Source organism: Flectobacillus roseus, from assembly GCF_030056595.1.
Classification (GTDB): domain Bacteria; phylum Bacteroidota; class Bacteroidia; order Cytophagales; family Spirosomataceae; genus Flectobacillus; species Flectobacillus roseus.
Genome location: NZ_JASHIF010000014.1, coordinates 111,345 through 133,395 on the forward strand (window position 1 = coordinate 111,345; position 22,051 = coordinate 133,395).

The 22,051-nt window shown below is 37.5% G+C and carries 25 protein-coding genes and 3 pseudogenes; 15 read left to right on the plus strand and 13 right to left on the minus strand.

Features of this window, described 5'->3' with window-relative positions:
- Positions 1–7: 7 nt before the first annotated feature.
- Entirely contained in the window at positions 8–325 is a 318-nt protein-coding gene (locus QM524_RS16875; protein ID WP_166578360.1) for a nuclear transport factor 2 family protein, read from the plus strand.
- Between the two features lie 88 nt (positions 326–413).
- On the opposite strand, the gene QM524_RS16880 is transcribed toward QM524_RS16875, so the two are convergent.
- Complete coding sequence (locus tag QM524_RS16880) at positions 414–776, minus strand: winged helix-turn-helix transcriptional regulator (protein WP_283345465.1); 363 nt, start codon at positions 774–776, stop codon at positions 414–416.
- A 111-nt stretch (positions 777–887) separates the two neighbouring features.
- On the opposite strand from QM524_RS16880, the gene QM524_RS16885 reads away from it, so the two are divergent.
- The 5 genes from QM524_RS16885 (at position 888) to QM524_RS16905 (ending at position 4,902) form a co-directional block, all read left to right on the plus strand.
- Entirely contained in the window at positions 888–1,502 is a 615-nt protein-coding gene (locus QM524_RS16885; protein ID WP_283345466.1) for an FMN-dependent NADH-azoreductase, read from the plus strand.
- A 50-nt stretch (positions 1,503–1,552) separates the two neighbouring features.
- On the plus strand, positions 1,553–2,383 hold the full coding sequence (locus tag QM524_RS16890; protein ID WP_283345467.1) for a helix-turn-helix domain-containing protein: 831 nt from the start codon (positions 1,553–1,555) through the stop codon (positions 2,381–2,383).
- A gap of 170 nt (positions 2,384–2,553) precedes the next feature.
- Entirely contained in the window at positions 2,554–3,021 is a 468-nt protein-coding gene (locus QM524_RS16895) for a Dps family protein (protein WP_283345468.1), read from the plus strand.
- Between the two features lie 113 nt (positions 3,022–3,134).
- Positions 3,135–3,956 carry an alpha/beta fold hydrolase gene (locus tag QM524_RS16900; protein WP_283345469.1) on the plus strand — a complete coding sequence of 274 codons (822 nt, stop codon included), beginning with the start codon at positions 3,135–3,137 and terminating at the stop codon, positions 3,954–3,956.
- 40 nt (positions 3,957–3,996) lie between these two features.
- Complete coding sequence (locus QM524_RS16905; protein WP_283345470.1) at positions 3,997–4,902, plus strand: alpha/beta fold hydrolase; 906 nt, start codon at positions 3,997–3,999, stop codon at positions 4,900–4,902.
- 238 nt (positions 4,903–5,140) lie between these two features.
- Here QM524_RS16905 and QM524_RS16910 read toward each other — a convergent pair whose 3' ends face one another.
- Positions 5,141–6,058: a helix-turn-helix domain-containing protein gene (locus QM524_RS16910; RefSeq protein ID WP_283345471.1), complete on the minus strand. Its 918-nt coding sequence runs from the start codon at positions 6,056–6,058 to the stop codon at positions 5,141–5,143.
- A 186-nt stretch (positions 6,059–6,244) separates the two neighbouring features.
- Between QM524_RS16910 and QM524_RS16915 the strand changes: the two genes are divergently transcribed.
- Both QM524_RS16915 and QM524_RS16920 read left to right on the plus strand, forming a co-directional pair.
- Positions 6,245–7,066, plus strand: a complete 822-nt coding sequence (locus tag QM524_RS16915; RefSeq protein ID WP_283345472.1) for an SDR family NAD(P)-dependent oxidoreductase — start codon at positions 6,245–6,247, stop codon at positions 7,064–7,066.
- Positions 7,067–7,123: 57 nt separating this feature from the next.
- A complete protein-coding gene (locus QM524_RS16920) occupies positions 7,124–7,666 on the plus strand; it encodes a carboxymuconolactone decarboxylase family protein (protein WP_283345473.1) in 543 nt (180 codons plus the stop codon).
- Between the two features lie 189 nt (positions 7,667–7,855).
- Here the strand turns inward: QM524_RS16920 and QM524_RS16925 are convergent, their stop codons facing one another.
- Both QM524_RS16925 and QM524_RS16930 read right to left on the minus strand, forming a co-directional pair.
- Positions 7,856–8,209, minus strand: a complete 354-nt coding sequence (locus QM524_RS16925; RefSeq protein ID WP_283345474.1) for a nuclear transport factor 2 family protein — start codon at positions 8,207–8,209, stop codon at positions 7,856–7,858.
- A gap of 61 nt (positions 8,210–8,270) precedes the next feature.
- Complete coding sequence (locus QM524_RS16930) at positions 8,271–9,020, minus strand: SDR family NAD(P)-dependent oxidoreductase (protein ID WP_283345475.1); 750 nt, start codon at positions 9,018–9,020, stop codon at positions 8,271–8,273.
- A 35-nt stretch (positions 9,021–9,055) separates the two neighbouring features.
- Between QM524_RS16930 and QM524_RS16935 the strand changes: the two are divergent.
- Positions 9,056–9,130: pseudogene (locus QM524_RS16935) on the plus strand (hypothetical protein); the annotation flags it as partial.
- Positions 9,131–9,386: 256 nt separating this feature from the next.
- Here QM524_RS16935 and QM524_RS26025 read toward each other — a convergent pair.
- The 6 genes and pseudogenes from QM524_RS26025 to QM524_RS16970 all read right to left on the minus strand — a co-directional run bounded on the left by QM524_RS26025 (position 9,387) and on the right by QM524_RS16970 (position 14,689).
- Positions 9,387–10,793 (minus strand): annotated as a pseudogene (locus QM524_RS26025) (MFS transporter).
- 6 nt (positions 10,794–10,799) lie between these two features.
- On the minus strand, positions 10,800–12,197 hold the full coding sequence (locus QM524_RS16950) for a pyridoxal phosphate-dependent decarboxylase family protein (RefSeq protein ID WP_283345476.1): 1,398 nt from the start codon (positions 12,195–12,197) through the stop codon (positions 10,800–10,802).
- A gap of 41 nt (positions 12,198–12,238) precedes the next feature.
- On the minus strand, positions 12,239–12,982 hold the full coding sequence (locus QM524_RS16955; protein ID WP_283345477.1) for an SDR family oxidoreductase: 744 nt from the start codon (positions 12,980–12,982) through the stop codon (positions 12,239–12,241).
- Between the two features lie 21 nt (positions 12,983–13,003).
- Complete coding sequence (locus QM524_RS16960) at positions 13,004–13,744, minus strand: SDR family oxidoreductase (protein WP_283345478.1); 741 nt, start codon at positions 13,742–13,744, stop codon at positions 13,004–13,006.
- Positions 13,745–13,753: 9 nt separating this feature from the next.
- Positions 13,754–14,050, minus strand: coding sequence for a putative quinol monooxygenase (locus QM524_RS16965; RefSeq protein ID WP_283345479.1), 297 nt, complete (start codon positions 14,048–14,050; stop codon positions 13,754–13,756).
- 9 nt (positions 14,051–14,059) lie between these two features.
- A complete protein-coding gene (locus QM524_RS16970; RefSeq protein WP_283345480.1) occupies positions 14,060–14,689 on the minus strand; it encodes an NAD(P)H-dependent oxidoreductase in 630 nt (209 codons plus the stop codon).
- Positions 14,690–14,808: 119 nt separating this feature from the next.
- On the opposite strand from QM524_RS16970, the gene QM524_RS16975 reads away from it, so the two are divergent.
- The gene (locus QM524_RS16975) at positions 14,809–15,234 is read left to right on the plus strand and encodes a winged helix-turn-helix transcriptional regulator (protein ID WP_283345481.1); all 426 of its coding nucleotides are present in this window, start codon (positions 14,809–14,811) and stop codon (positions 15,232–15,234) included.
- Between the two features lie 115 nt (positions 15,235–15,349).
- Here the strand turns inward: QM524_RS16975 and QM524_RS16980 are convergent, their stop codons facing one another.
- Both QM524_RS16980 and QM524_RS16985 read right to left on the minus strand, forming a co-directional pair.
- The gene (locus QM524_RS16980; protein WP_283345482.1) at positions 15,350–16,192 is read right to left on the minus strand and encodes a helix-turn-helix domain-containing protein; all 843 of its coding nucleotides are present in this window, start codon (positions 16,190–16,192) and stop codon (positions 15,350–15,352) included.
- Positions 16,193–16,306: 114 nt separating this feature from the next.
- Complete coding sequence (locus QM524_RS16985; protein WP_283345483.1) at positions 16,307–17,197, minus strand: oxidoreductase; 891 nt, start codon at positions 17,195–17,197, stop codon at positions 16,307–16,309.
- 244 nt (positions 17,198–17,441) lie between these two features.
- On the opposite strand from QM524_RS16985, the gene QM524_RS16990 reads away from it, so the two are divergent.
- The 5 genes from QM524_RS16990 (at position 17,442) to QM524_RS17010 (ending at position 21,884) form a co-directional block, all read left to right on the plus strand.
- Positions 17,442–18,269: an oxidoreductase gene (locus tag QM524_RS16990; protein WP_283345484.1), complete on the plus strand. Its 828-nt coding sequence runs from the start codon at positions 17,442–17,444 to the stop codon at positions 18,267–18,269.
- Positions 18,270–18,457: 188 nt separating this feature from the next.
- Positions 18,458–19,189 carry a hypothetical protein gene (locus QM524_RS16995; RefSeq protein ID WP_283345485.1) on the plus strand — a complete coding sequence of 244 codons (732 nt, stop codon included), beginning with the start codon at positions 18,458–18,460 and terminating at the stop codon, positions 19,187–19,189.
- A gap of 43 nt (positions 19,190–19,232) precedes the next feature.
- On the plus strand, positions 19,233–20,075 hold the full coding sequence (locus QM524_RS17000; protein WP_283345486.1) for an alpha/beta fold hydrolase: 843 nt from the start codon (positions 19,233–19,235) through the stop codon (positions 20,073–20,075).
- A gap of 18 nt (positions 20,076–20,093) precedes the next feature.
- Positions 20,094–20,933 (plus strand): alpha/beta fold hydrolase, encoded by an 840-nt coding sequence (locus QM524_RS17005; RefSeq protein ID WP_283345487.1) that lies wholly within the window; start codon positions 20,094–20,096, stop codon positions 20,931–20,933.
- A 54-nt stretch (positions 20,934–20,987) separates the two neighbouring features.
- Positions 20,988–21,884: a helix-turn-helix domain-containing protein gene (locus tag QM524_RS17010; RefSeq protein ID WP_283345488.1), complete on the plus strand. Its 897-nt coding sequence runs from the start codon at positions 20,988–20,990 to the stop codon at positions 21,882–21,884.
- A 5-nt stretch (positions 21,885–21,889) separates the two neighbouring features.
- Here the strand turns inward: QM524_RS17010 and QM524_RS26030 are convergent.
- Positions 21,890–22,006 (minus strand): annotated as a pseudogene (locus QM524_RS26030) (winged helix-turn-helix transcriptional regulator); the annotation flags it as partial.
- Between the last annotated feature and the right edge of the window lie 45 nt (positions 22,007–22,051).

Genomic DNA, 22,051 nt, shown 5'->3' on the forward strand with positions numbered 1-22,051 from the left:
CAAGAATATGAACTTACCAAATGTAATTGTAGCTTTGACAAAGGCACAAAATAATTTCGATAGTGTGGCTTACGCCAATTGTTTTTCGGAAAATGCCACTGTCTTTGACGAAGGAAAAAACCATAATGGGAAAACAGAAATCCAACAATGGATTAAAAAAGCTAATGAAGAGTACCAAGCCGTGATGAAACCTGTGGAATATTCTGCAAAAGAAGAAGTCCTAAAAGCAGAAGTCTCAGGTAATTTTCCGGGAAGTCCAATTATATTGTCGTATCATTTTACATTCCAAAACGGACTAATTGAGTCGTTGAAAATTACGGGATAAGACCTTGAGTAATTTCGAGGTTTGGCAAAAAGTAAAAAGAACATACAACGTGGTTATATGTTCTTTTTATTTTATCAATGTAAGGTTTTTAGACCAATTCTTCCTGCTTTCTAATTACTTTTTCACGGTGCATTTCGCCCCATGATACCAATGCTGAGAGTACTTCTTGTAATGTTTCAGCATAGGATAGCAGTTCATATTCTACTACCACAGGCACACCAATATCCACTTTTCTTTTGACAAAACCATTTTCTTCTAGGTCTTTCAATACGCCCGAAAGCACCTTTGCTGAGATACCATCAATAGTTCTTTGAATGTCATTAAAGCGTGTATGCCCATCTTTTAGAGCAATTATTACTCGTAATGTCCATTTCCCACCAATGACATACATGGCATCTTCCAAAGCTTTGATGGAGTTTCTGCACTTTTCGGTACTAATTACATTTTCCATAATTATATCATTTACTAACCTAAAGGTTACTACTTACCTTATGTATAGTAGTAACTTTTTGAAAGCAAATGTACATAGCTTTGTGGCATCATTAAAATAAATTTTAAAGAAATGTCAAAAAAGAACGTACTTCATATTAAGGCAAGCATCAACGGCGATGCTTCTAAAAGTAATCAGCTATCAAATTCAATCATAGAAAGGTTAAAAGACACTTATTCTGACTATACTGTTGAAACACTTGATTTATCGGAAACCCCGCTTCCTTTTCTTACTGCTGAAATGTACCAAGCATTTTCCACACCAAAGGATACACGTAGTCAAAAGCAACTGGAAGTTATTCAACCTTCTGAAAACGCAATTAAGCAGATTAAAGAGGCAGACATTGTGGTTATTGCGGTTCCATTATATAATTTTAGTATTCCCGCCAGTCTAAAAGCATGGCTAGACCAAATTGCTCGTGCCAATGAAACATTTAGTTATGCCACAGGTACGCCTCAAGGTTTATTAACGGACAAAAAAGTCTATTTGGCCATAGCGTCGGGGGGTATTTATTCAGAAGGTATGATGAAAGCGTATGATTTCACGGAGAATTATTTGCGTACGGTTCTTGGATTTTTGGGTTTAACGGATGTTAGTACTTTCCGTTTAGAGGGTATTTTTGTGCCAAATGTTGGTGAAAATGCTGTCACAAAAGCCTTAGAAACTGTGGAAGAATATAGTTTTTAAATCTTTCAGTGTCAATTTTTTGATACCTTTATCGCTTACTTGTATAAAACATGACTAAGCAATTTAACTACAAACAATTTGGTAACATCGACTTGGCCGTGTACAACACCACCACCAAGTCGGTGTATCGTATCGAAGACCACATAAAAGTCATCTTTATTCCGCAGAACTACGGTATTAAAATTGATTTTCAAGAATTTATCTTACCACACGATGCACTACTCTTTGTAAATCCCAAAGTGGTAGTCCAGCCATTGAATATTGATACATCTGGTGCTGAGCTAATTCATTTCAACCGAGACTTTTATTGTATCGAAATTCATGACCAAGAAGTGGCTTGCGATGGTATTTTGTATAATAATGTTTTTGAAGTGCCTTTTATCGAATTGGATGAAAATCAATCGGTGGATATTCGGAATATCATTGCCAACATAAAATCTGAAATGGAGTCGCATGATGCCAGCACCGAAGAAATGCTCAGAATTTTATTGAAACTGATTATTATAAAATCGACACGCATTTGGAAGCAGCAACATCAATTGGCTGAAAACGAACAGTATTCGGATGTTCAGTTTTTACGAAAGTTTAGCAAATTGGTTGAAGAAAATTACAAAACCCACCATACAGTAGCTGACTATGCCGATATGCTGGCTATTACTCCCAAAAGTTTGAGTAAAAAAATAAGTCTACTCAGTAAAGATACCCCAAATGACATCATCAAAAATCGTATAATCTTAGAAAGTAAACGTTTGTTGGCCCATACTGCCCTTTCGGTAAAGGAAATTGCCTATAGTTTAAATTACGAAGATGACGCTTATTTTGTAAGATTCTTCACTAAAAACACAGGAATATCACCTACTTCATTTCGGAAACTTTTCTAATTTCTTGAATCTATAATATACCAAGCATGAACCTTAGTTCATGCTTTTTTTGTGTCTAAATTTTCAATTTCGATGATTTAGGAAAAAAGTGCAATTCATGGCGAAATACGTCCATTGAGTGGCTTGGCTATTTGGCGGAACTTTGCATTATCAAAATAACCAAGACGAAAATGAATATTGGAATAGCAGAAAATAATCGTAAAAAGGTAGCCGATGAGCTATCAAAATTATTGGCCAATGAGTATGTACTTTTTACCAAAACAAAAAATGCTCATTGGAATGTAGAAGGACTTGACTTTTACGATAAACATCAATTATTCGACAATCAAGCCAATCAATTAGCTTCCACAATTGACTCTGTTGCCGAAAGAATCAGAACCTTGGGCTTTGCTGCACCAGCCAGCTTAAAAGCATTTCTTGAATTGACAAGTTTGCAAGAAACAAATTTGACTATCAACAACAGCACCGAATTTATCAAGGATTTACTATCAGCCCACGAAACAATTATCCTTCAATTAAGAAGTAATATCAGCCTTTTTGCCGATTCCTACAAAGACTTTGGCAGTAGCGATTTTATCACGGGCCTTTTGCAAGAACATGAAAAAATGGCTTGGATTTTAAGAACGCTTTTGAAATAAATCACTCGGGGAAAAAGTGCAATTCAAAGCGAAATGCGTCCATTGATACCCCCAAAAAATAGCTCCAATTTTGTATCATCAAATTAATCATAAACAATTTAATTATAAAAAAAATGAACAAGTTAACAGTTAAAGACGGAACAGAAATTTACTACAAAGATTTAGGCCAAGGCCAACCCATTTTCTTCCACCACGGATGGCCGTTATCATCAGACGATTGGGATGCTCAAATGATGTTTTTCCTAGAAAAAGGATTTAGAGTAATTGCACACGACCGCCGTGGACATGGTCGCTCTACTCAAACTTACCAAGGCAACGACATGGATACGTATGCAGCCGATGTAGCCGAACTTACCGCCCATCTCGATCTCAAAAATGCCATACACGTTGGGCACTCAACAGGCGGTGGTGAAGCCATCAGATATGCCGCAAAATACGGCAAAGACAGGGTAGCCAAAGTGGTTTTAATTAGTGCCATCACGCCATATATGATTGCTGATGAAAGAAATCCAGATGGAGTGCCATTAGCAGTTTTTGACGACATCCGTTACAATACACAGCACAACAGAGCTCAGTTTTACCAAGATATTACCATTCCGTTTTTTGGATATAACCGAGAAGGTGCCAATGTAAAAAAAGGGATACAAGATAACTGGTGGAGACAAGGCATGATGGGTGGCATTAAGGCTCAGTATGATTGTGTGAAAGTATTTTCTGAAACCGATTTTACCGAAGATTTAAAAAGCGTAAGCATTCCAGTGTTGGTATTGCACGGTGAAGACGACCAGATTGTCCCTTATGCTACCACGGCGGTAAAAGCACACGAATTGCTACAAAATGGTACACTTATTTTATATCCAGGTTTCTCTCACGGTATGCCAACAACCGAGGCCGAAACCATTAATAACGATATTTTAACATTCATTAATCAATAATTATCCAATCAATACCTCAAACTCTTAAATACCACATACAATGAAAAAGTCAATTTTAGCAATAGCAATTTTAGTTTCTCTATTTACTCATGTCGTTTCGGCACAAAACAATAGAAAACCCGCTTCGGCAGGCAGATTAGAATACATTGAAGTAGAAAAAAACGTAAAACTTCATGTAACCGACCTAGGCGAAGGTCAACCAATTGTATTAATTCATGGATGGCCACTGAGCGATGCAATGTATGAATATCAATACCAATATTTGAGTCGTAAAGGCTTCCGAGTAATTGGCATTACACTTCGTGGTTTCGGAAAGTCAGACAAACCGTATGGACGTTATGATTTCGATGTTTTTTCGGACGATATTAAAGTAGTTTTAGAAAAGCTAAAAATAGAAAATGCGGTTTTGGGCGGTTTTTCGATGGGTGGTGCGGTCGTTATTCACTATGTAACCAAGTATAATGCGGCTCATATTAGCAAATTGGCACTATTTGGTGCAGCTGCTCCTTCTTGGAGAAAAAGAGACGGTGCCCCGTTTGGAATTTCGGAAGCTGATGGCAACGGGTTGGTTTTACAAACGATGACCGCTAGACAAGATTTAATTGCAGGCTTTGGCGCTGCATTTCCTGCCAAAGAAGGAAATATTTCTAAAAATGTAGAAAAATGGTTAGAAAACATCAATTTAGAAGCTTCACCTTATGCCATCACGGAGTCAATAAAAGCCCTTTTAAACCTTGATTTACGTCCACAACTATCTAAAATCAGCATTCCAGTGGCGATTTTTCATGGAACACAAGACAAATTATGTTCATTTGAACTTGCCAATGAGTTGAATAAAGGCATTAAAAACTCCCTTATCATTCGCTTCGAGAACAGTGGCCACGCCTTATTCGTAGAAGAGTCAGAAAAATTCAATACCGAACTTGAAAAGTTTGCCAAACAGTAAACGTTCAACTCAGCACAAAAGCGATGTAAGCAGAAGTTTCACTTTTGGTAAAAAGCTCGAAATACACTTTGAATCCAATCTATGTTATTTGAAGGGTAAAAAACTAAGCGTAGATTATAGAAAACAAAAAACTCGACGGAATATTTCTGTCGAGTTTTTTGTTTTCTATACGGTAATGCTGCGCTCAGATATACTTTTAAGAAATGCAAAATCTTTATAATTTGATATAACAAGGGATTTATTTGGCTACTGCAATATGATGCTCTTTGTACTGACCAGGTGTCTGTCCAACTACTTTTTTAAACAATCTTGTAAAATAGGAGGGACTTTCAAAGCCTAGTTCGTAGGCAATTTGTGAAATATTTGCGTTAGCACTTAATAAAAGATTTTTCGCCTCTTTAATCAAGTAAATATGAATATGTTCGAGTGCTGTCATACCAGTTTCTTGCTTTAATACATCACTCAAATATCTTGTGGAGAGAAACAGCTCATTAGCAAGGTAATTGACGGTAGGGAGTCCGCTATCTTTATGAAAGCCTTTCTGAAAATAAGTATTGAGGATATCTTGAAACTTCTTGACGGTGGTGCCAGATACGTTACTACTACGGTCGATAAACTGTCTTTTATAGAATCTATCCGAGTATTTTAGCATGGAATCGATATGAGAAAGGATGATTTCTTGACTAAATTCATCCTGATTTTGGTCGTATTCGGTTCTGATTTTATCATAAAGCTCCCACATAATCTTTTCTTCGGCAGGCGAAATATGTAAGGCTTCATTGATTTCATATTCAAAATAACCATACTGCTTTATGAGGTTGTGAAGCGTATGCCCCGATAGATAATCTTCATGCACAAAAATCACAAAACCTTTTTCGGCAAATTGTACATTACTTACTTCAATAATTTGACGTGGTTTCATAAAAACCATTGAACCATTCTCATGGTCGTACTTGGTTTTGCCATACAAAACATACCCTGATTTAATTTTTTTCAGGGCAATCATATAAAAATCCCCTGTAAATCTTGATTCGCCTAATGAATAACTCATCAGCTCTTTACAAGTCATCAGACTGATTAAAGGATTGGCAGGAGGCGGATAGCCACTTTTTTCGTGTAATTCCGAAACGCTTCTGTAATGGGTCAGTTTATCCATGGCTGTTGTAAGTAGAGATAAGAAATGAGTCTACAAGATAATAAATTTTGAAGGAAATGGAGTTTTTTGTAATTACTCTTTCGCTTTCGTATTTCTGTGCTATTCTTCCGCTGAAATGGGTTAGTCGTCAGCTAAGGGGGCTGATTAACTTTGTCATATCAAAATAAACAAAAAACGAACAACATCATGAGCAAGACAATTTTTATTACAGGGGCATCAAGAGGATTTGGTAAACTTTGGACAGAAGCATTTTTGAAACGTGGCGACAAAGTAGCCGCAACTTCACGCAATATCAGCGGATTGCAATACTTGGTAGAGCAATACGGAGAACAATTTTTACCGATTGCATTAGATATTACAGACAGAAATGCCAGCATCGAAGCAGTAAATAAAGCTAAAACACATTTCGGCGGATTAGATGTGGTCATTAACAATGCTGGTTACGGTGTATTTGGAGCAATCGAAGAAGTAGCAGAAGATGATGTAAAAGACGTTTTTAATACCAATGTCTTTGGTACTCTTTGGGTTACTCAGGCAGCTTTACCCATTTTCAGAGAACAAGGACACGGGCATATCATTCAGCTTTCGAGTGTATTAGGTGTTTGGACTTTGCCAACTTTGGGGATTTATAATGCAACCAAATTTGCAGTAGAAGGTCTCACCGAATCGTTGGCCGATGAAGTAAAAGACTTGGGTATTCATGTAACCTTGATAGAGCCAAACGGTTATGCAACTGATTTTGGTGGAAGTTCGGCCGTTCAGAGTAAAGCTATCGAAGCTTATAATTCGGTGAAAGCTGGATTAGCCACTACGGAAGGCTTATTACCAGAAGATTACGGCAAACCAGAAGCCACAGTTCCTGCTATTTTAAAATTGATTGATAGCCAAAATCCTCCATTACGCCTTTTCCTTGGAAAAGTGGGTTATCAGAAAACTCAACGAGTGTATGCCGAGAAACTTCAAACTTGGAAAGAGTGGAATGATGTTTCGGTAGAAGCTCACGGGTAGGTATTTATCAACAGTTACACTTCATCATCACAGTCAAAATTTTTAAATTAAACTCACATGAAAACGATTCAAGTTCCTGCCACTGAGGCATTAAGTACCTTATCTCAATCAATTTTAGCACAGGTACAGAAAAAAATGGGCAAAGTCCCCAATTTATATGCAACCATCGGGTATTCGGGTCAAGCCCTCAAAGGAATGCTTGATTTTGAAGCTACACTTTCTCAGGATTCCTCTTTTACGGGAAAAGAAAAAGAAGCCGTTAACCTGATAGTTTCGCAAGTAAACAATTGTGATTACTGTTTGTCAGCACATACAATGCTGGCTCAGTTGAAAGGTTTTAGCAAAGAAGATACCCTTGCTATCAGAAAAGGTATAGTAAGCGACTCAAAACTAAATGCTATCATTTCTTTGGCCGCATCTATTGCCAATAATAAAGGAACTGCCAGCGAAGAAGCTTTGGAACAATTTTTTGAAGTAGGCTACGACGAAAAAGCCCTTATTGAGCTTATCGGATTGGCTACTTTAAGAACTTTTACTAATTACGTATATGCCAACACGAAAATTCCTGTGGACTTCCCTACGATTGAATCAATTGCATAGTAATGCGAGAGCCTTCATTCCTCAATCTGTTATCAGTTCGGGGAATGAAGGCTGTTGTCTTGAATAGATATTAGTTTTTACTGTAAATTTTGTTATTGAAATAATCACCTCTAATTCAATTTTGTAACCATCTCTATATTCCAAAGTTCGTCTTTCTATTCAATTTTCGTAAAGGAGGTGGGTGTTTTGTTAACCTACTTCAATATCCATTTTTCTTAACAAACCGTCTTGCAAAGTATAGTTGTGCTTTACATTCCCATCAAAAATTATATTTCCGTTTAAGTCTTTTACTATTTGGCTTACTTCAACTTGTAAAGTTCCATCCTTTTTTAAAGAAATATCAATAGGTTCAACATTTGGGTTAATTTCAGCCCATTGTCTTGTCCAATATTTTCTGATTTCATCATGTCCACTAACATAGCCTCCTTCAAAGGCTTTTGGCCATTCTACACTTGGGTGAAATGTAGCAAGTGCCGTATCAATATCTCTTGAATTAAAGGCAGCATATGCTTTTTTTACTAAATCTTCTACTTGAGTTGTCATATTTTAATTTTTAAAAAGCCTAAGCATTTACTTAGGCTTTCTGATTTTTCACCTAATGATTTTAAAACCCATACATACCTCCAGAAACTGAGATTTGTTCTCCTGTAATCCAAGATGCCTCGTCGGAAGCGAGAAAAACTGCTGCTTTGGCAATATCCTCGGGCTGTCCTCTACGACCAAGTGGTGTCTTTGAAATAAATAATGTTTCGTACTCGCTGCCTTTGGTAACACCAGCGTTAGTTGCACCTTCTGTTTCTGTAGCCCCTGGTAAAATAGAATTGATACGAATATTTTTTACCCCTAATTCTTTTGACAATGCTATCGTTATAGCATCTAATGCCGCTTTGGTTGAAGAATATAACGAAGCCGCTGGAAGAGGCATTTTACTTGCTCCTGAACTGATATTAATGATATTACCGCCTTTATCACCGAATAGTTTCAAAGATGCTTGAATTGTGAGTATTGCACCCAAAACATTTACGTTAAAGTGTTGATGAAAACTTTCTACCGTGACCTGTTCTATAGAGGCAAAACCTTGATAAGCTGCATTGTTAACCAAAATATCCAATGTGCCGAAAGCCTTTTTAGTTTCTTCAAAAAGTCTGATTATATCAGCTTCTACCGATACATCTCCTTGTATTGCAATTGCTATACCTCCGTTATCAAGTATGGATTTCACTACTTTATCCGCAGCTTCTTTGCTTGAAGCATAATTTACAACAACTTTTGAACCTTCTTGGGCAAATGCTTTTGCAATTGCAGCACCAATTCCTTTTGATGCACCTGTAAACTCGTACAGTTTACGACACATTTCCACCAACTGTTGAGTATGCTGCCACCGAGCACGGGCAGTCCCTTTTTAATGTCATTGCTGCATTAAGAGAATGGGGAATGAAACACAGGGATAAAATTATAGGGTAGATGATAGTATAAATAAAAATGCACAGGTAATAGATTGAAACATCTACTACTTGTGCAAAAAAATGGACTGGAATGGTAAGATTGATTGCCTCACTGTTGCTTTTTAAGCCAGTCGATATGTCACCTATCTTCTAACAGGCTTTCTTTTCACTGTCGTCTAACTCATTTTCTAATTTACCGCCTTCAATAAATAGATACCAATTATTATTTAGTCATCATTTTCCTGTTTTATATTTAAAATTAACCTGTCTTGGCTTCAATTACTTAATTTTTTGGGTGATGCTGAAAGCATAATAAATACCAATATCAACAAGGTTATTTCGCCATATAACCCAATATGAAATGCTTTGACAAAGTCGCTATTTACCGAAAGAGAATAAAAGAAAACACCTCCCACAAAACAAATACCCATCGTAGAAGCAGCCTGCTGTGAAGTATTATAAACACCAGAAGCAGCTCCAACAAATTGTTTGGGAACATCTTTGAGAGTAAGGTTAATCAACGAAGGTAATACAAATCCACCTGCGAAACCAGTCATAAAAAGAACGACATAAAGTATGGCGGGACTTACGTTTATATTGAACAAGTTTACCTGAATGATAAAACATAGAATCATCAACAAAATACCTGCTTGCACTGGAAGTTTGCCAAACCGTTGCACCAGTCTAATCGAAAGAAAAGAGGATAGCATAAACGATACGCCGAAAGCAACAAAAAATAAACCTGTTTCGTAAGGATTAACTTTCAGTCCATTTTGGATAAAAATTGTAGAGATTAACAAATAAGAAGTGTGCATCATAAAATAAAAAACAGCCGCTAACAGTCCAACTGAAAAGCTTTTTATCTGGAACAAACTTAAATCTATAAGAGGTTCTTGATTGAGGAGTATTCGTCTTCTTTGTACTTTGATGAATAGATAAAAGGTAAGCAGCGATACTATAAACATCGTAAAAACCCACCAAGGCCAACCCAATTCTCGCCCTTCAGTGAGCGAAAAAGTGAAGGTAGAGAGTGCCAAGATTATCAATACTACACCCCATACATCAAACTTTTTATCACTTGTCAATTTTATTTCGATAAGGTATTTGCCCGAAGCCCAAAAAGCGATTAATCCAATGGGTAAATTAATAAAAAAGATAAACCGCCAGCCCTCAATTGAAGTTTCTATGGAGGAAAAATAGCCCCCTAAGAACTGTCCTAATGTAGAAGCTGTACCGAGAGTAATACCTAAATAACCGATTGCTTTTGTTCTTTCTTTAACATCAGGAAAAAGTACTTGAAGGTAAGAGAGTGCCTGTGGTGACATAAATGCACTACTGATACCCTGAAAAAATCGAGCAATAATTAAAATTTCTGAGCTTAATGCCATTCCACAAACGCATGAAGTCAAAATAAACGCCATCATGCCTCACATAAATACTTTTTTTCTGCCCCATACATCCCCAGCTCTCCCACCTGTAATTACTAAGGAAGCATAACCCAAAAGGTACGAAGCGATGACAAGTTCTACTTGTGCATCGGTGGTATTTAAGCTCGTTTTGATAGATGGAATAGAAATATTTACAATAAACACATCTATGACCGTCAGTAAGGGTGCAGATAGTAATATGAAAAACTGCAACCATCTGTTGGCTATAAGGTTTTCTGTTAAAGAATTTTCCATGATATTTTAATGCTCAATAAGTTCAATCATCAATTTTTTGACTAATTCAAGGTCTTCTAAAGCTGTTCGCCAATTAACAAAAGAGGCTCTGATTCCTTTTGAACCATTATATACTGTTGGAGTCATGAAAACTTTTCCTGTATCATTTAGCTTTTTCAAGAAAACAGACGTCGCATTATCCGCTTGATTTTGGAGTGTGAAACAAACCGTATTTAACCTAACAGGTGCTAAAAGAGTAAAGTCATTTGAGTTTTCTATAAATTCACCAAAATGATTTGCCATCGCAATACTATTGCTAACGATGTCTTTGTAGCCTTTTTTACCGTAAGCCATCAAAGAAAACCAAACAGGTAATGCCCTCAGTCTTCTTGAATTTTCGGGTAATAAATTGGTATAGTTGAAGTTTTCAAGTGGATTTCCTAAATAAGGAGCATTTGAGTTTTGGAAAGTGTCAACTTGCAAGTATTTATATTTCTCTTTGACAAAAAACACAGCACTGTCGTAAGGAACATTCAGCCATTTATGACAGTCTATCGTGATGCTATCGGCAAATTCCCAGCCATCTACTAAATGTTTGTGTTCATCTGAGCAAGCAGCAAAAGCTCCGAAGGCTGCATCAATATGCCACCAAAAATTATACTTCTTTTTTAGTGCGGCAATCGCCTTGAAGTCGTCAAAATCTACCGTATTGACGGTGCCACCACTGGCAATGAGAATGAACGGTTGACCATTTAGTTGTTGAATATGTTGCTCCAAATCTTCCATATCTATGGATTCTCGGTTGCCTTCTGCCACTTTTATTCGAGTAAAGTTGTTACTTCCGATTCCTAACATGGCCAAAGATTTTACTACTGAAGAATGTGGCGTGGCAGCAAAGATTTTGATAGTTTCTGAAATGCCGTCTTTGGCAAAATCTTTATCGTACTGTTTTCCAAGCCATTGTCTTGCCACGGCCAAACTTGTAAAATTTGAGACAGTAGCACCCGAAACAAATCCACCCATAAAATCATTGGGGAGATTGAAAAGGTCTAATAGTAAATGGATTGTTTCAAGTTCAATTTGGGCAGAAGTATCGCTATGTCCTTCTATCACAAATGGACATTGGTCGTAAATGGTAGTAAGCCAATCGCCTACGATAGAAGCGGGCGTTGACCCACCCACTACATACCCCCAATATCTTGGCCCAGAAGCCGAAACAATTATCTCTTCAAATTTTTCATTAAAATATTGAAGGGCATCCAATGTTCCAAGACCATTTTCTACCAATTGATTGGCGATTTCAACTTTGACACCTTTTGATGTTGAACGATTTGAGATGTTCTTTAAATAAGCAATGCTTTGTTCTTTGGCCTTATCAAGAATAAAGTCAAGTTGATATAAGTCGTTTTCTAATTTTGTGTTCATTATCGAAAAGTGTCAAAGTGATTTATTAAAAAATTAAAATTTTAACGTTGGTTAATAGCCTGAAATGCCTGCTCTTCCGTTGGGAAGAAGTTATTGAGAAATCCAACTGTAATGCCAACGCCAATTTGATATTGGTCATTTTCAATGCCTTGAATTAAGCCTTCCGCAACTTCACTTGCTGGCATACCGTGTTCTTCGCCTCCAATTTCTTTTGAAAACTCAGTGTTTACTGTTGGCGGCATCAGCTCAAATACTTTGATATTGGTATCTTGAGCCAAAGCATGACGCAACGATAACGTATAAGAGTGTACGGCGGCTTTGCTATCTGAGTAAGTCGGAATCACAGCAGCTGGCGAAAGAGCAACAATAGAGGTTACATTAGCGATAGCCGCTTCTGGCTGTTTTTTTAATAGCGGTAATAGCTTTTCTGTTAGGCTAACCAATGAAAAATAATTGGTTTCCATTTCTTGTCTCGCTTTGCTTACCGCATCCGCCGTTTCAGCATGCGTATATACAAACGCCTTTCCTGCATTATTAATTAAGACACTCAACTCTGGATGATTAGTGTTTATTTCGGCAACCAATTTATCAACGTCCACTTCGTTGGTAATGTCGCAAGGAATAGCGATGGTATTGGTTAATGAAGCCGCAGCTTGATGTAACTTATCGGCTGTTCTACCAATAATGATAATTTTATTGCCTTTTTGGCTTAACAATTTAGCGGTTTCGTAACCGATGCCAGAACCACCACCTGTGATTAAAACTGTTTTGTTATTGATATTCATTTTATTAGTTTGTTTTTGATTTTATAATCCGTTATTAAATGATTGAATAGCCGCTATTGGGTCGGAAAAATATGCCTTGCGTTGAGCTTCTGTATCGCCAACGTAGATTTCAAATTGGTCGTTTTGAATACCGTATAATGTTGCCTGAGCCACAACGCTTGGGTGCATTCCGTTTTCTCCACCCATGTCTTTGGTTGCTTCCGTATTCACCAACGAAGGCATTACCTCATACACTTTAATGTTGGTATCTTTCGCCAAAGTATGTCTCAAAGCAACGGTATGCGAGTGTAGTGCTGCTTTGGTGTCCGAATAGGTTGGTAGTACAACAAGCGGATGAAAAGTAACATTGGAGGTGATGTTGACAATGGCTGCTTCTGCTTGTTTTTTCAACACTGGTAAAAGCTTTTCGGTGAGTAATACTGGACCGAAATAATTCACCTCAAATTCTTGTTTGGCTTTCTGGTAAGCATTGGCATTTTCACCTACTTTATAAAGATTGGCAACGCCTGCATTATTAACCAATACACTTAGCTCAGGAAATTCAGCGGATATTTTTGTTACAAGGGCTTCAATATCAGCTTCTTTTGTTACATCACAGGCTATTGCTGTAACGTCTAAAGTTTCACCTGCCTTTGTGATTTTTTCAGCATTACGACCTGCAATAATCACCGTATTGCCTTGCTCTTTTAATAGTTTAGCTATCTCATAGCCAATACCAGACCCTGCACCCGTTACGAGTGCTGTTTTTCTACTGACGTTCATTTTAATAATTTATAATTGTTTGAGAATTGTACTTACTGGCTTACCAGCGACTTTATCTTTCAATCCTTCAAAAAAGGCCTTTGTATAGTCTGCTTCCATGTGCAGATCAAGTGCCTCTTTTGAGCTAAATACCTCAAAGAATACCAACGTGTTAGGGACATCCGCTTTTACTGTTTGATAGAATACTTCACACCCAGTTTCTTGTAATGTAGGTTTTAACGTGGCTAATGACAGTGCCTTTATTTCTTCAAAATGCTCTGGCTTGACGGGAACTTCCGCATGGATAATTATTTTTGAATTACTCATGGCATTAAATCATATGGTTATAAAAAGCTCCTCTTTGGTTTTGCGAATTTTGGGAATGGTAGCAAATTCGTCTTCTGACGAGCGAAAACCTAAGGCAAAAAGTAAGGTAGATTTTAAATGTTGCTCCTTTAATCCCAATATTTCATCTACTTGTTTGGGGTCAAACCCTTCCATTGGTGAGGCATCAATACCTGCTTCGGCAGCAGCACTTACCAAAATTCCAATCGCTAAAAATGCCTGTTTTTCTGCCCATTCAATTTTTTGGTCAGAGGATAGCAAGGCTAAACGAGCATTCACAAATTCTTCTCTGGCTTCAAGATTTTTACGGTCAGTATTGCGTGCAATTGTTGCTTTGTCAATATAATTTTTGACAGTTTCGTTACTGATATTCGTCTCCACAGCTACCACCAACACTTTAGATGCAGTCGAAATTTGCGGTTGTCCAAAAGCTGCTTTGCTAATTTGCTCTAATTTAGTTGGGTTGGTCACCGTTATAAAACGGTAAGGCTGTAAGCCATAAGACGAAGGGGCTAATTGTACAGATGAAAGCAAATCTTCATATTGTTCATCACTCAACTGTTTAGAAGTATCATACTTCTTGGTAGCGTATCGCCATTCTAATGATTTTACTAAAGACATAAATTTTGTTTTTAAAAATATCCTCTATAAATTTACTTGCAATTTAAAAGTAAAATAAAGGTAAAGTATTCTACTTGCATTTTGCAAGTAGAATTTAAAATATTTTTCTATTTTATTTTATGAAGGAAATAAAACAGCGTTCAGACTGTCCGCTTAGCTATACATTAGATTTTTTTGGAGATAAGTGGTCGTTACTCATCATTCGTGATATGATGTTGGAAGAAAAATCGACTTATGGGGATTTTCTCAGTTCAAAAGAGAAGATTGCTACGAATATTTTGGCTGACCGCCTTAGTATGTTGGAGAACAACGGTTTTGTGACAAAACAGGTTGCCGAAGATAAAAAGTCGAAGTTTGTTTATACCCTGACCGAAAAAGGGATAGATTTAGTACCTGTTGTGATGGAAATTGGCTTGTGGGGTTCAAAATATAATCCTCCTGGGATAAAAAATGAACTTATGAACGCCTTGAGAGAAGATAGAGAGAGAACCATTCGAGAGATACAGGAGTCGCTGAGAAAAAAGTTACCTCATGAATTGCAGTAAATAGGAAACTTAATGACAATTTATTCACTAACCCCCTAAAATTTAAGTAAATATCCTTCCTATTGAATTAATTCATGTTGATAATCCAATAAAAGCCTTCATTCCCAAACTATCATCAGTTTGAAGAATGAAGGCTTTTATCTTGAAAGGATATTAGTTTAGTTGGGGCAACTCCATACGCTTTTTTAAAGGCAAAAGAGAAATGTGATAAATCTTCAAAGCCTAAATCGAGGTAAATGTCTGAGGCTATTTTCCCCTTTTCATGGATAAGATAGTAGGCTTCTTTGAGGCGTTTTTGTTGTAACCAATGCCTCGGCGAAACACCAAATACTTTCTCAAAATCTCTTTTAAAAGTCGCTAAACTTCTGCCTGTAAGATAGGCAAAACGTTCTAAGTGAACATTGAAATGATAGTTTTTATTCATGAATGACTCCAAATCAATTTTGTGTGGGTCATTAAAATCAAACAAAATATCCTTTAAGGCTGGATTGGTTTGTAATAGTAGCAAAATCCCTTCATGTAGCTTTATATCAACCATTTGGGCGTTTTCCAAAATGGTACTTTGTCGATAAGTCAGCAAGGAATTGGCATAACTTTGGAGTAAAGAATTTGTTTGTAGGCTAAATATAAACTGATCGTGTGGCTTTTGTTCAGATAGTACTTCGTAGGCTAAACTAAAACTTTTTAAAGTTTCTTGTGTAAACAAAATACTTAATGATTGGTACTCGCCATCAACAGGAGGATGTTTGCTAAATTTTAGAAGTTGATTGCGTCTGATAAAACGAAAAGTTCCTTCACCCGATTCATACTGACTATTTCCGTCGCTGAGAATCGAAGTACCTGTAATTTGGTAACTCAATACATGGTCAGGCACAAACTGCTCACCTTCTCTGCTTTGTTTGTAATAGCAAGAGTAGGTAATACTCGCACGTTTTTTATTCTCGTTTTCAGCTTTCATATTAGGTTCAAATTAATCAGTTTTCAGTATTAATACAATTTTCACAAGCTTTGAGTTTACCATTAACGAGCGAATCAACTCGCTCGTTAATGGTAATACAGGAAATTATGCTTTTTAAATAATTCCTTTACTGCTCAAAAACTTTCTACCTTCTTCTGTTTCAAAGATATTTTCCGCTTCGTCGTGGTCGGTAGAGTTACTTACGTCAAGCCATTTTTCAAACTCTACTTTTCGGTTTTCATCAGCACTTCTCAAAATAGCCGTTGCTTCGCTTCCCAATACCAAATGCACAGGTGGCTCTGGATGTGATGCCAGTTCAAACATTACTTTAGCGGCTTTGGCAGGGTCTCCCACAGGCACATATTTTCCTGAGAAAATATACGCTTTCATACCACCTACAGTACTTTCATAACCCTCTATATCTTCGGCAAAGCTCATAGATGCACCTGCCCAGTCGGTACGAAAACCTCCCGGTTCAATAGACGTTACTTTGATGCCCAGAGGTGTTACTTCTTTGCTTAGTGCTTCGGTAAAACCCGCTAAACCAAATTTGGCGGCTTGATACATAGTTAAGCCAGGATTGCCAACACGTCCACCAATAGAACTAATTTGAAGGATACGTCCAGAACGTTGTTTACGCATAATAGGTAAAACAACACGAGTGATTTCGATAGGAGCGTATAAGTTCACTTCTAACTGACTACGAACTTGTTCATCGGTAAATGCCTCGGCTGCACCCGTAATACCAAATCCTGCATTATTGACCAATACGTCAATTCTACCAAAATGCGATACTGCTTCAGCAACAGCAGTATCAATCTGTGCCTTGTTGCTTACATCCAGCGGAAGTGCCAATACTTGATTCGGGAATTGCTCTATCAAATCATTTAATTGTGAAACATTTCTTGCGGTGGCAACTACCTTATCACCGTTTGTTAGTGCTTCTAAAGCAAGGCTTTTGCCTAAACCTTTTGAGCTACCTGTAATAAACCAAACCTTTGTCATTTTTCTTGAATTTTGTTTCTGCAAAGTTCTCTCGAAAATCATGGGACTTCTTTGTTAGAAAGCTCAATGTAGCTTTGTTGAAAAGCTCAGGTATCAGTTTTTTTTGTAGCACAAATCAACGGTTCTATCACAAATCTCCCTCTTTCGTATTTCTGTGCTATTCTTCCGCTGAAATGGGTTAGTCGTTTGGCAAGGGGCTGGAGTAACTTTGTCATATCAAAATAAACAAAAAACAAACGACATCATGAGCAAGACAATTTTTATCACAGGAGCATCAAGAGGATTTGGAAAACTTTGGGCAGAAGCATTTTTGAAACGTGGCGACAAAGTAGCCGCAACGGCCCGCAACATCGCTGCTTTAGACGACCTTGTAAGTACCTATGGCGATAATATTTTACCCGTACAATTAGACGTAAACAACCGCCAAGATGTAATCAACGCTGTGAGTCAAGTAGCTACCCATTTTGGAGGCATTGATATTTTAATCAATAATGCTGGTTATGGTTTATTCGGTACAGTAGAAGAAACGACCGAGCAGCAAGCCAGAGACCAAATGGAAACGAATTTCTTTGGACTTTTGTGGGTGACACAAGCAGTTTTGCCCATTATGCGTCAGCAAAAAAGTGGACATATTATTCAAGTATCCAGCTTTTTGGGACTTACTACTTTGCCTATGTTAGGTTTGTACAATGCTTCAAAATTTGCCGTAGAAGGACTTAGCGAAACCATTGCCTCGGAAGTAGCTCACTTAGGAATCAAGTTTACACTCATCGAACCAAACGGTTTTGCCACAGAATGGGCAGGAGCTTCGGCTATTCAAACTACCGACAGTATCGAAGACTACACACCAGTACGTGCAGCCTTTGCAGCCTCTGGCGAAAATCCAGCGACTTGGGGAAAACCAGAAGCTACCGTAGAAGCCATTTTGAAAGTAGTCAACAGCGAAAATCCACCACAAAGATTACTACTGGGCAAAATCGCTTACCATGTGGTGAATCAAGTTTATAAAAATCGCCTTGAAGAAATTGAAGCTTGGAAAGAGGTAAGTATTGCCGCACATGGTGATAATTAAATTTATTTGAATTTGTAACTATTTGATTATCAGCAATAATTTACTTTTTGTTATTGCTTAACATTTTAGTAACTACTTGTAAATATAAAGCGATACAAATAGATTTACTAACATTAAACTTGAATCGAATGTCCAGCACGCACTAACAAATTCTGGAATAATCTAAATCATTAAAATCGAAATTAACCATGAAAAACGCACAAGAATTACTCGGAAAAGCTTTGAAAGCACACAGCGGAACAGCAGACGCTACTTTATATCAATCTGTAAATTTACACGCCAATATTGGCGGAGCTATTTGGGCTATCAAAGGACATGAAAATGCGATGGCTGATGTAAAATTCAAAGGTTCATTAGGGGAACAACAAAGTGCTTGGGAAAATCTATTTCAAAAAGGCTATACTTCAAGTTTTACGCCCGATAAAGTAGCATTGTTTGATGAAAACGGCAAATTGATTGAAGAACTCATCAATCCTCGTGAGTCTTTCAAAGGACATGGTGTAGAAACTCCTTGGACAAAAGCTCAATTGGTTTATTTTTCAAGCTACGCTACTTGGAATTACGCAACAACGCCTTTCAACTTTTTGATACCAGGGGTTCAATTAAACGAATTAGATACTTGGGAAGAAAATGGCGAGACGCTTCGAAGATTAGAAGTAATTTATCCTGATGGTTTTGCCACGCATAGCAAACGTCAAGTTTTTTACTTCAATGCTGAGGGCTTATTAAAGCGTCACGATTATTGGCCAGAAGTATTGGGTGGTTCGTCGGCTACGCAGATTATTGAAGGTTACCAATCGTTTTCAGGCTTTCAAATCGGAACAAAAAGAAAAATCTACATTCTGAATGATGCCGATAATACTTATTTCTTAGACCCTGTTTTGGTATCAATTGATATTCAGGATGTAAGTTTTGAATAAATTCTTTTCCACAAATTCGGTTTACTGATAACTCCTCAATAACATGTCAACTCAAATCAATTATGCGGCTGAAGCTGCTACGCAATACATCGAAGTAAACGGTAATAATTATGCTTATCGTCAGTTTGGTAAAAAATCAGGTATTCCAGTCATTGGCTTCCAACACTTTACGGGTACTTTAGACAATTGGGATCCTATTATTCTCAACGGGTTAGCAGCCGAAAGAGAAGTAATTATTTTTGATAATACTGGTGTTGGTAACAGTTCAGGCGAAACCCCTAACAAGGTAGCCGATATGACCCACGAAGCTGTGGCTTTTATCAAAGCATTGGGTATCTCTCAATTTGATGTTTTAGGCTTTTCGTTGGGCGGTTTTATTGCTCAATATTTAGTACAAGATTATCCAGATTTAGTTAGAAAATTAATTATTGTTGGAGCAGCCCCGCAAGGCTCGAAAGTACTGGAGGAATTCCCTCAATTGATTGGAAAAGCTATGCAAAAAACACCAATTGAGCGTTTTCTATTTATCTTCTTTACGCCGTCGGAAGTAAGTCGCTCGAAAGGGATGGCAACTTTACAAAGACTGTATGCCAGAACTGTTGACCGTGACCAAGAAGCCAACGAAAAAGCAATTATGGCACAAATGAAAGCCATTACCGAATGGGGAACAGACCCTGTGACCATCGACTTGGCATCTATTAAACACCCTGTGTTAATCATCCAAGGAAGCAATGACGAAATGATGGATTCAGACAATTCCTATCTGTTGTTCAAGCAGTTGCCTAATGCGGTGTTGTCTTATTATCCCGACTCGGCACATGGTTCTTTTTATCAATACCCTGAACTATTTGTCAATCAAGCAAGTGATTTTCTCAATAATTTCTAACCTCAAAATAGTACTCCAATGGAATCTTTAGCATTAACCGCGGCAACTCAATTTGCCACAATTGGTGGTAAAAAAAGAGCATATCGTCAGTTTGGTACTGGTGAACACCTTGTTTTAGTGAACAGATTTAGAGGGATTTTAGACACTTGGGATCCACTTTTTTTAGACGGATTAGCGTCTCAAAATACAGTTACGATTTTCGACTATTCGGGTATTGGTCTTTCGGAAGGCGAACTTCCTTTAAATACCATTGATGTAGCCAAAGAAATTATCCAACTCCTTGATTATTTGGATATTCAACAGTTTAATGTATTGGGTTGGTCGTATGGAGGTTTGGTTACTCAAAGTCTTATGTTTCAGTATCCCGACCGAGTGTTGAAAACGGTTTTGGTAGGAACAAACCCTCCAGGAAATACTGAAATTCCAATTCAGCCTATCTTTTTTGAAAAAGCCTTGAAGCCTACCAACGATTTAGAAGACGAATATGTATTGTTTTTTGAACCATCTTCTGAAAAAAGCAAACAATTGGCTCAAGCTTCGCACGAACGTATTGCCCAACGCTTAGACCGTAGTCTCATCCCTGCCACTCAGGACATTCTGCAACGATACTTTGCGGGCTCGATAGCTTTTAGAGAAGACAAGCTCAATTTAAGAGAACGTTATAAAACTCTTCAAACACCAGTCTTTGTGGTTTCGGGTGATAATGATATAAGTTTTGCCGTGGAAAACTGGTTTCCGTTATTGAAAAATGCCCCTACCATCCAGCATCTTATTTTGCATGAAACTGGACATGGTCCTCAGCATCAATATCCAACGTTGGTGAGTGCTTACATTAATTTGTTCCTTCAGAAAGCTTAAAGAAGAGCTTTTCGTATAATTAAATACGTTAGATTTTTTGTTTCGAAAAATACCATGAAACACTACAAAACCCTTAGCGAATTGCATCGTGGCAATGGCTGGGCAATGCCCGAACACCCACTTTTCAGTGTAGTTGGTTGCCAGTCGGGCTGTCCATTGGGCGACCGAGAATTTACAAGCGATTGTTATATGATTGGTTTTAAAAAGATAAAATCGGGCGTAATTCTGTATGGTCGTACCCCTTACGATCATACCAATGGCTCTATGATATTTGTAAAACCACGACAAATAATCGAAATGAAAAACCTGCAATTTGAAGAAAAAGGGTTTATGTTATTGATTCATGAGGATTATTTGAATGGACACGAATTGCATCAAAGTATTGAGAAATACGGATATTTCGACTATGAAACAAACGAAGCTTTGCACCTTTCGCCCAAAGAAGAAGCGATTATGTGGGAACTTCACGACAAAATAAAAGGCGAATATCTCAATAATACCGACGAGTACAGTCGTGAGATTATTTTGAGTCATGTAGCGTCTGTACTCATGTATGCTCAACGGTATTACAAAAGGCAGTTTATCAATAGGGCAGAGGTAACGGGCAAAACTGCTACGAAGTTTACAGATTTATTAAAAACATATTTTAAAAGTGGAGAATTGCAAGCAAATGGGCTACCCTCCGTCAACAAACTGGCGGAGCAACTGTATCTTTCTCCACGCTATTTAAGTGATTTACTGAAACAAGAAACGGGCAAAACCGCCATGGAGTTAATACATATTTCGCTTATTTCAGAAGCTAAAAATCTTTTACAAATCGCAGAGCAAGGCGTAGCCGAAATAGCTTATGAATTGGGCTTTGAAAGTCCATCTTATTTTACCAGATTATTCAAAAAGCAGACAGGAATGACGCCTGTTGAATTTAGAAAAATGAGTTTTAATCTCAATTAATTTAACTATGTGGTCGATAATGAGAGGTACTGATTACCCCATTCTCGCATTTCGATAAGTACGTTTTTTAAGGCTTTTCCTTTATTAGTCAACGAGTACTCGACACGCGGGGGAACTTCGGCATAGACATCTTCCTTTTGGCTACAACATTATGTCTTTTGGCTACA

Coding starts and splice junctions, on each gene's coding strand:
- QM524_RS16910 (WP_283345471.1), bottom strand. CDS start 6,058: ATGGATAAACTGACCCATTACAGAAGCGTTTCGGAATTACACGAAAAA.
- QM524_RS16905 (WP_283345470.1), top strand. CDS start 3,997: ATGAAAAAGTCAATTTTAGCAATAGCAATTTTAGTTTCTCTATTTACT.
- QM524_RS16950 (WP_283345476.1), bottom strand. CDS start 12,197: ATGAACACAAAATTAGAAAACGACTTATATCAACTTGACTTTATTCTT.
- QM524_RS16925 (WP_283345474.1), bottom strand. CDS start 8,209: ATGACAACTCAAGTAGAAGATTTAGTAAAAAAAGCATATGCTGCCTTT.
- QM524_RS16975 (WP_283345481.1), top strand. CDS start 14,809: ATGAAGGAAATAAAACAGCGTTCAGACTGTCCGCTTAGCTATACATTA.
- QM524_RS16885 (WP_283345466.1), top strand. CDS start 888: ATGTCAAAAAAGAACGTACTTCATATTAAGGCAAGCATCAACGGCGAT.
- QM524_RS16995 (WP_283345485.1), top strand. CDS start 18,458: ATGAAAAACGCACAAGAATTACTCGGAAAAGCTTTGAAAGCACACAGC.
- QM524_RS16920 (WP_283345473.1), top strand. CDS start 7,124: ATGAAAACGATTCAAGTTCCTGCCACTGAGGCATTAAGTACCTTATCT.
- QM524_RS16895 (WP_283345468.1), top strand. CDS start 2,554: ATGAATATTGGAATAGCAGAAAATAATCGTAAAAAGGTAGCCGATGAG.
- QM524_RS17000 (WP_283345486.1), top strand. CDS start 19,233: ATGTCAACTCAAATCAATTATGCGGCTGAAGCTGCTACGCAATACATC.
- QM524_RS16955 (WP_283345477.1), bottom strand. CDS start 12,982: ATGAATATCAATAACAAAACAGTTTTAATCACAGGTGGTGGTTCTGGC.
- QM524_RS16990 (WP_283345484.1), top strand. CDS start 17,442: ATGAGCAAGACAATTTTTATCACAGGAGCATCAAGAGGATTTGGAAAA.
- QM524_RS17005 (WP_283345487.1), top strand. CDS start 20,094: ATGGAATCTTTAGCATTAACCGCGGCAACTCAATTTGCCACAATTGGT.
- QM524_RS16890 (WP_283345467.1), top strand. CDS start 1,553: ATGACTAAGCAATTTAACTACAAACAATTTGGTAACATCGACTTGGCC.
- QM524_RS16930 (WP_283345475.1), bottom strand. CDS start 9,020: ATGTGTCGTAAACTGTACGAGTTTACAGGTGCATCAAAAGGAATTGGT.
- QM524_RS17010 (WP_283345488.1), top strand. CDS start 20,988: ATGAAACACTACAAAACCCTTAGCGAATTGCATCGTGGCAATGGCTGG.
- QM524_RS16985 (WP_283345483.1), bottom strand. CDS start 17,197: ATGACAAAGGTTTGGTTTATTACAGGTAGCTCAAAAGGTTTAGGCAAA.
- QM524_RS16875 (WP_166578360.1), top strand. CDS start 8: ATGAACTTACCAAATGTAATTGTAGCTTTGACAAAGGCACAAAATAAT.
- QM524_RS16970 (WP_283345480.1), bottom strand. CDS start 14,689: ATGTCTTTAGTAAAATCATTAGAATGGCGATACGCTACCAAGAAGTAT.
- QM524_RS16965 (WP_283345479.1), bottom strand. CDS start 14,050: ATGAGTAATTCAAAAATAATTATCCATGCGGAAGTTCCCGTCAAGCCA.
- QM524_RS16900 (WP_283345469.1), top strand. CDS start 3,135: ATGAACAAGTTAACAGTTAAAGACGGAACAGAAATTTACTACAAAGAT.
- QM524_RS16880 (WP_283345465.1), bottom strand. CDS start 776: ATGGAAAATGTAATTAGTACCGAAAAGTGCAGAAACTCCATCAAAGCT.
- QM524_RS16915 (WP_283345472.1), top strand. CDS start 6,245: ATGAGCAAGACAATTTTTATTACAGGGGCATCAAGAGGATTTGGTAAA.
- QM524_RS16980 (WP_283345482.1), bottom strand. CDS start 16,192: ATGAAAGCTGAAAACGAGAATAAAAAACGTGCGAGTATTACCTACTCT.
- QM524_RS16960 (WP_283345478.1), bottom strand. CDS start 13,744: ATGAACGTCAGTAGAAAAACAGCACTCGTAACGGGTGCAGGGTCTGGT.